The 6,524-nt window shown below is 66.6% G+C and carries 7 protein-coding genes and 1 pseudogene; 6 read left to right on the forward strand and 2 right to left on the reverse strand.

Going from position 1 to position 6,524, the window contains the following annotated elements; translation table 11 throughout:
* On the forward strand, positions 1 to 1,239 hold a 1,239-nt coding region (locus PMI42_RS12190; protein ID WP_008134223.1), incomplete at its 5' end, for an amidase.
* Here the strand turns inward: PMI42_RS12190 and PMI42_RS12195 are convergent.
* A complete protein-coding gene (locus tag PMI42_RS12195) occupies positions 1,236 to 1,985 on the reverse strand; it encodes an aspartate/glutamate racemase family protein (RefSeq protein ID WP_008134224.1) in 750 nt (249 codons plus the stop codon). The two genes, PMI42_RS12190 and PMI42_RS12195, sit on opposite strands and share 4 nt — an antisense overlap.
* Before the next feature lie 2 nt (positions 1,986 to 1,987).
* Positions 1,988 to 2,695 (reverse strand): GntR family transcriptional regulator, encoded by a 708-nt coding sequence (locus tag PMI42_RS12200; RefSeq protein WP_193376333.1) that lies wholly within the window; start codon positions 2,693 to 2,695, stop codon positions 1,988 to 1,990.
* 198 nt (positions 2,696 to 2,893) lie between these two features.
* Between PMI42_RS12200 and PMI42_RS12205 the strand changes: the two genes are divergently transcribed.
* The 5 genes and pseudogenes from PMI42_RS12205 to PMI42_RS12225 form a co-directional block, all read left to right on the forward strand.
* On the forward strand, positions 2,894 to 3,898 hold the full coding sequence (locus PMI42_RS12205) for an ABC transporter substrate-binding protein (RefSeq protein WP_008134226.1): 1,005 nt from the start codon (positions 2,894 to 2,896) through the stop codon (positions 3,896 to 3,898).
* A complete protein-coding gene (locus tag PMI42_RS12210) occupies positions 3,882 to 4,733 on the forward strand; it encodes an ABC transporter permease (RefSeq protein WP_008134227.1) in 852 nt (283 codons plus the stop codon). The genes PMI42_RS12205 and PMI42_RS12210 overlap by 17 nt, the downstream gene beginning before the upstream one ends.
* Positions 4,733 to 5,509 (forward strand): ABC transporter ATP-binding protein, encoded by a 777-nt coding sequence (locus tag PMI42_RS12215; RefSeq protein ID WP_008134228.1) that lies wholly within the window; start codon positions 4,733 to 4,735, stop codon positions 5,507 to 5,509. The genes PMI42_RS12210 and PMI42_RS12215 overlap by 1 nt, the downstream gene beginning before the upstream one ends.
* A 9-nt stretch (positions 5,510 to 5,518) precedes the next feature.
* Positions 5,519 to 6,250 (forward strand): maleate cis-trans isomerase family protein, encoded by a 732-nt coding sequence (locus PMI42_RS12220; RefSeq protein WP_008134229.1) that lies wholly within the window; start codon positions 5,519 to 5,521, stop codon positions 6,248 to 6,250.
* Positions 6,211 to 6,524, forward strand: a pseudogene (locus tag PMI42_RS12225) (dihydropyrimidinase); the annotation flags it as partial. The gene PMI42_RS12220 and the pseudogene PMI42_RS12225, both read left to right, overlap by 40 nt.

Raw genomic sequence — 6,524 nt, forward strand, 5'->3', positions numbered from 1 at the left:
GCGGAGGGCGCCCGCCGCGCCGCGGACATCTGCGATGCCGCGCCCGCGCCAACCGGCGCGCTGCATGGCGTGCCTGTAGGGATCAAGGACCTCACCGACACCACGGGGCTTGCGACCACCTACGGATCGGCGCTGTTCCGCGATCACGTCCCGGCCGAGGACGATCTCGTGGTCGCGCGGCTGCGGCGCGCCGGCGCGATCATTCTGGGAAAGACCAACACGCCGGAATTCGGTTTCGGTGCGGTCTGCTCCAATAAGCTCTGCGGGCCGACGCGCAATCCCTTCGATCCCGCGCTGACCTCCGGCGGATCGTCTGGCGGCTCCGCCGTCGCGGTCGCGGCGGGCATGGTGCCGCTGGCGCATGGCACCGATTTCGGCGGCTCCGTGCGCACGCCCGCGAGCTTCTGCGACATCGCTTCGATCAGGCCGACGCCCGGCCGCATCCCGTCGCCGCGCCGTCCGCTCGGTTGGGATATGCTGGCCACGCACGGCTTCCTCGCCCGCGGTGTCGACGATCTCGAACTGGCGCTGTCGGTCTGTGCTGGAGGCGATGCGCAGGACCCGCTCTCGACCGGCGTCGTCGATGACGATCGGCCGGCTGCGGGACGTCCCCGGATCGCAGTGACGCCCGATTTCGGTGTCGCGCCGGTTGCGCGCGATGTGCGTGCGCGGTTTGCCGACGCCTGCGAGGCGCTCGCGGGCGTTGCCGATCTGGTGTCGTCCTCGCCCGATTGCAGCGGGGCGATCGAGACGTTTCGGACGCTGCGGGCCGCGCACATCGCCAACAGCTACGGCGAGTTGCTGAGGACGCGCCGGGCCGAGCTGACGCCCACCGTGATCTGGAACATCGAGGCGGGCGCAACGCTTGCCGCCGAGGATTACCTCGACGCCGAGCGGCGCCGCACCGCGATCTACCGCAGCTTTCGCGAGCTGTTCACCCGCGCTGATTTCCTGGTTGCGCCAGCGGCATCCGTGTTCCCCTGGCCGAACGAGATCAGCGATGTCAGGACAATCGATGGCGCGCAGCTGGAGACGCCGATCGATTATCTCGCCGTCACCTTCATCGTGTCGCTGGTCGGTTTCCCGGTCCTGACCCTGCCGGCGCGGCGGGGAGAGAGCGAGCTGCCATTCGGCATCCAGATCATCGCGCCCCCGGGATGCGAATCCCGCCTGTTTGCCTTTGGCCGCACCATCGAAAACGAATTGGGTTTTTCGCATCGCCGGCCGAAGCTCCCCTAGCTGTCGCGATGCTCGAGCCGGGCGGCGAGCGCGCCGGCAAGGCCGATGGTGGGTTTGGCGGCGGGCCGGCGGAATGTGCCCGCGGTCGCCTTGCGCAGGCGCAGCGCGACAAGTGCCTCGGCCTGTTTCACGGCAGCGACCACCTGATCCACGACAGGGACGGGGATCCGGGCGGCGACGCGTTCGGCGAGGCCCGAGAGCGGCGCACCCGCAAAAATCAACACATCGGCATTATCCTCGACGATCGCGCGCTGGGCGAGTTCGACCAGTACATCCTCCTTCTCGGTGCCGACCTCGGAGATCGCCTGGAACGGCGTGTCGAGCATGCGGACACCGGCGCAGCGCTCCCCCAGCCCGTGGTCGCGGACGCATTCCTCGTACCAGGGCCCAAGCGCCTGGGCGAAGGTGACGATGGCAAAGCGGCGTCCGGCCATGCAGGCCGTCAGCATCGCGGCTTCCGCCATGCCGACCACGGGAATGTCAAAGGTTTCGCGCGCGGCGAACAGGCCGGGATCGCCGAAGGCGGCGATGATCGCGGCGTCGACCTTTTTGTGCTGCTCGGCGAGCATCTCCAGCGCGATGGCGCCGCCGATCTGTGCCTCGGTCCGCGTCGAGATATAGGGCACGCCGCGGGTCGCGGTGCAGGGGATGATCTCGGTGCCAGGGGAGGCCGCGCGCTGCCCGACATCCGTCATCAATTGGGTGACCGCGGTGCTGGTGTTGGGGTTGAGCAGCAGCAGCTTCATGGTCACGCCGCCGTCAGCTTGGGTTTGGGAGCAAGCGTTTCGAGCAGGGCGGTGCCGGTCTGGCGGACATGGGCGCCAAGCAGTCGGCCGGCCGCTTCACTGTCGCGCGCTTCGAGGGCGGCGAGGACGCCGGCGTGCTCGTCGACGGAATTGCTCCAGCGCCGGTCGGCGCCGAGCGCGAGATAGCGCGCGCGTTCGGCGCGGGAGATCAGTGTCTCGTGCGCCTCCCGCAGCGGCGTGTTGCGGGCCATGCGGACGATGGTGTTGTGGATCTCGCCGTTGATGGCAAAATATTCGTCGAGCCTGCCGTTGCGGTGGTGACCCTCCATGCGGGTCTGAAGCGTGCGCAGGCGGGCAAGATCGCGCTCGGTGGCGCGCTCGGCCGCCAGCTCTGCGGCGAGCCGCTCGATGCCGGCCAGTGCCTCGAACAGTTCGCAGATGCCGTCGACCGCGAGGCCCGCGATGCGCGGGCTGCGGTTGGGGCGGAGCTCGATCAATCCTTCCGCCGCGAGCACCTTCATGGCCTCGCGCAGCGGCGTGCGCGACACGCCGAGCTCCTTCGACAGTTTTGTCTCCTGGGTCTGCGATCCCGGCGGCAGCTCGCCGCGAATGATCATCGTCCGCATCCGCGCGGCCGCGCGCTCATGCAGGCCCATCCGCTTGAGTTTGGGCGGTTTTCGTCCCTTCGGCGCTTCCGATTTTGGCTGCACGCGTGCCTCGTTTCTCTCGATGATCTTAGCCGTTTCCAGCCCTTTGGCGTGCTCAAAATACCGACGCATCTCGCTGAAAACAATGGCATAGCGCGCAAATTGTATGCAGCATGCAAAAACCGGATTGCGCTGCGCCGAAGAGCGACGGATGATCCTGCGCGACGCGCGGGATCTCGCGCCTTCGAAACGGAGTGAGCGATGCGGACGGGTTTGCGATGGGGCCTCGTGGCGATGGCGGCAATGCTTGGCGGAAGCGATCTGGCTTCCGCGGAAGGCTCGAAGATCAAGCTCGGCTACGCCAAATGTGCGCACTGCCTGCCGATGTCGCTGATTTCAGGCATGGCGAAAGGCGTCGAGGTCGAGGCCACCGGCTTCAACTCCGGCAATGACGTGCTCACCGCGCTGATCTCGAAGAGCATCGACGTCGCGCAGGTGACGTATCTCCATTACATCACCGCGCTCGACAAGGGTTTTGACGTCGTCGCCGTCTCCGGCCAGATCAACGGCGGCTCGGAATGTCTCTCGTCCACGAAGCTGAACCTGCCGCCTGATGACTGGACGGCGTTCAAGGCGATCGTCGCCAAGGGGAAAAGCGACGGCCAGCCGCTGAAGGTCGCGGCCTCCCGCGGCAACGCGCAGGATATCCACATGCGCGGCGCGTTCCTCAAGCAGGGCGTCGACCCCAACAAGGACATCCAGTTCATCAACATTCCCAACCCGTCCGACCATCTCGCGGCGCTTCAGCGCGGCGAGGTCGACATGATCTGCTCGGTCGAGCCGTTCGCCTCGCAGATCCGGCTCGCAGGTGCCGGCAAGCACTTTGTGCTGCCGTATGACCAGGCTGCTGGAAACCTGACCAACCTCATCGTCACCCGTTCCGATGTCATCGCCAGCCAGCGCGCCGGCGTGCAGGGCGTCGTGACGGCTGTGGTCGAGCTCGACAACAAGCTGATCGCCGACAAGGCGCCGTGGATCGAGGTCATCAACAAGCTCACCGGCCTCGACAAGAATGTGGCGACCGAAGCCTTGAAGAACGCCTCGCCCGATCCGGCGATCCATCGCTCGCAGACGCTGGCGATCGCCGCGATGATGCGGGATCTCAAATACATCTCGAAGGACGTCTCTGCGGACGCAGAAAAGAACATGGACTATTCGTTCCTGGAGAAGGCCACCGGAAAGGCCAGGAATGACCTCGGTTACTGACGTCTCGCCGGAGAAGCCGGCGTTCCGGCTGATGCGGGCATTGCAGGGGCTCGAACGCCTCATCGTGCCCGCGCTGCTGATCGCGGGCTGGGAGGTCTTTGCCCGCAGCGGCGTGCTGCCGCCGGCGTTGCTGCCGGCGCCGAGCGCGGTGCTGCATGCGCTCGGCGACTGGGTGTTCGGTTTCGACGAGACCACGCAGACCTATTCCGGCCACTGGCTGCGCGATGCACTCGCCAGTGCCTTGCGTGTGTTCGGCGGCTTTGCGCTGGCAAGCCTGCTCGGCATCCTCGCCGGCGTCGCGATCGGCTGGTCGCGCCTGTTCGAGAAGACGCTGGAGCCGACGCTGCAGATGCTGCGCCCGATCCCGCCGGTGTCATGGATTCCACTCGCCATCATCTGGTTCGGCATCGCCGACAAGCCGGCGATCTTCCTGGTTTTCCTCGGCGCCTTTTTTCCCGTGCTGATGAACAGCATTCACGGCGTCAAGACCGTGGACCACAACCTGGTGCGGGCAGGCGCGATGATGGGCGCGAGCCAGCGGCAGATGCTGACCGACATCGTGCTGCCGGCCGCGCTGCCCTCGATCTTCGCCGGCCTGCGTATCGCGGTAGGTTCAGCCTGGATGCTGACTGTCACGGCCGAGATGGTCGCGGTGAAGAGCGGCCTCGGCTACGTGCTGTGGGATTCCTATTACTTCCTGCGCTACGACATCGTGCTGGCTGCGATGATATCGATCGGGCTGCTCGGCTATCTCTCCGACCTCGGCCTCAAGGCGATCATGGCGCGCACGCTGCGCTGGCAGCAGACGACCACCGTGCAGGGCAGGGCGGGCTGATGGCGGCAATCGAGCTTCGCAACATCGTCAAGGTGTTTTCGGACAAGCGGCGCGGCCGCGACCTGCTGACGCTGGACAACATCAATCTCGACATCGAGGCCAATGACTTCGTCTGCCTGCTCGGCCCGTCCGGCTGCGGCAAGTCGACACTCCTCAACATCATCGCCGGCTTCGAGCAGGCGACCTCCGGCCGCACGCTGGTTGGCGGCAAGCAGGTGGAGCGGCCCGGCTCGGACCGCGGCGTCGTGTTCCAGCAGCCGACCCTGATGCCGTGGCTGACGGCGATCGACAACATCGCCTTCCATCTCAAGCTCAAGGGTATCGGCAAGGCCGAGCGGCACCATCGCGCCATGGAGTTCATCGATCTCGTCGGCTTGCGCGGTTTCGAGCATCATCATCCTTCCGAGATGTCCGGCGGCATGAACCAGCGGGTCGGCATTGCCCGGGCGCTGCTGATGAATCCGAGCGTCATCCTGATGGACGAGCCGTTCGCGGCGCTGGACGCCCAGACCAAGCTCGAAATGCAGGAGGAGCTGGTCGCGATCTGGCAGAAACGCCGCTGTACCATCGTGTTCGTGACCCACAGCGTCGACGAGGCGCTGGTGCTCGGCAACAAGATCGTGGTGATGACCAGGCGGCCGGGCCGGATCCGCGAGGCCGTCAATTTCGACCTGCCGCGCCCGCGCGACATCACCAGCCCCGAATTCAACGACGCCAAGCGCCGCATCCTGTCCCTGATCCGGGAGGAGTCGACGCGGCTTGCGCAGGCGTCGTAAGGTAGAGCCATGCGCAAACGTCTCGGCATGATCACGCCGTCCTCCAACTCGGTGCTCGAGCCCGTCACCAGCACGATGCTGGCCGGCGCCCCCGGCGTCACCGCCCATTTCTCGCGCTTCCGCGTCACCGAGATCGCGCTTGACGCCGCCGCGCTGAACCAATTCGACGCATCGGTGATGTTGCCCGCTGCGGATCTGCTGGCCGATGCCAAGGTCGACGCCATTGCCTGGAACGGCACGTCGGCAAGCTGGCTCGGCATCGGCCGCGACCGGAGCCTGTGCGAGGCGATCACCGCGCGCACCGGCGTACCCGCGACGACGTCCACGCTCGCCTGCATCGATGCCGCCCGTGCGCTCGGCGCCAAACGTGTCGGCCTGGTCTCGCCCTATACCGACGACGTGCAGCGGCGCATAGGCGATGTCTGGGCCGAGGAGGGCGTTGCCCCGCATGCCGAGCGGCATCTCGGCATCCGCGACAACTTTTCCTTTGGCGAGGTCACGCCTGCAACCATTGCGGACATGATCCGCGCCGTGGCGGCAGAAGGCGCCGACGCGGTCGTCATTCTCTGCACCAATCTCGATGGCGCCGCGCTTGCGGCCTCGCTGGAGCGAGAACTTGATATCGCGGTGCTCGACTCGGTCGCGGTCACGCTGTGGCGGACGCTGAGCCTTGCCGGCGGGGACATTGCGGCTCTTGCGAAATGGGGCCGGATATTCCAGACAATGCCAGTCATCAAGTGACGGAGACATCAGTGACGCAGCTCGATCTCGCCATTCGCGGCGGCACCATCGTGACGGCCAGCGACGAGTTCCGCGCCGATATCGGCATCCGCGACGGCCGCATCGTCAGCATCGCCGACAGCATCGAGGGGGCAGCGCGCGAGATCGACGCGACGGGCCTGCTGGCGCTGCCGGGCGGCATCGACAGCCATGTCCACATCTCGCAGGCCTCGGGCCCCGACGTCGTCATGGCCGACGACTTCGCCTCGGCGACACGTTCGGCGGCCGCCGGCGG

The sequence above is a fragment of the Bradyrhizobium sp. YR681 genome (assembly GCF_000282615.1).
Taxonomy (GTDB): domain Bacteria; phylum Pseudomonadota; class Alphaproteobacteria; order Rhizobiales; family Xanthobacteraceae; genus Bradyrhizobium.

Excerpts from the sequence above, each read along its gene's own strand:
- PMI42_RS12195 (WP_008134224.1), bottom strand. The coding sequence starts at position 1,985 with ATGAAGCTGCTGCTGCTCAACCCCAACACCAGCACCGCGGTCACCCAA.
- PMI42_RS12205 (WP_008134226.1), top strand. The coding sequence starts at position 2,894 with ATGCGGACGGGTTTGCGATGGGGCCTCGTGGCGATGGCGGCAATGCTT.
- PMI42_RS12210 (WP_008134227.1), top strand. The coding sequence starts at position 3,882 with ATGACCTCGGTTACTGACGTCTCGCCGGAGAAGCCGGCGTTCCGGCTG.
- PMI42_RS12215 (WP_008134228.1), top strand. The coding sequence starts at position 4,733 with ATGGCGGCAATCGAGCTTCGCAACATCGTCAAGGTGTTTTCGGACAAG.
- PMI42_RS12220 (WP_008134229.1), top strand. The coding sequence starts at position 5,519 with ATGCGCAAACGTCTCGGCATGATCACGCCGTCCTCCAACTCGGTGCTC.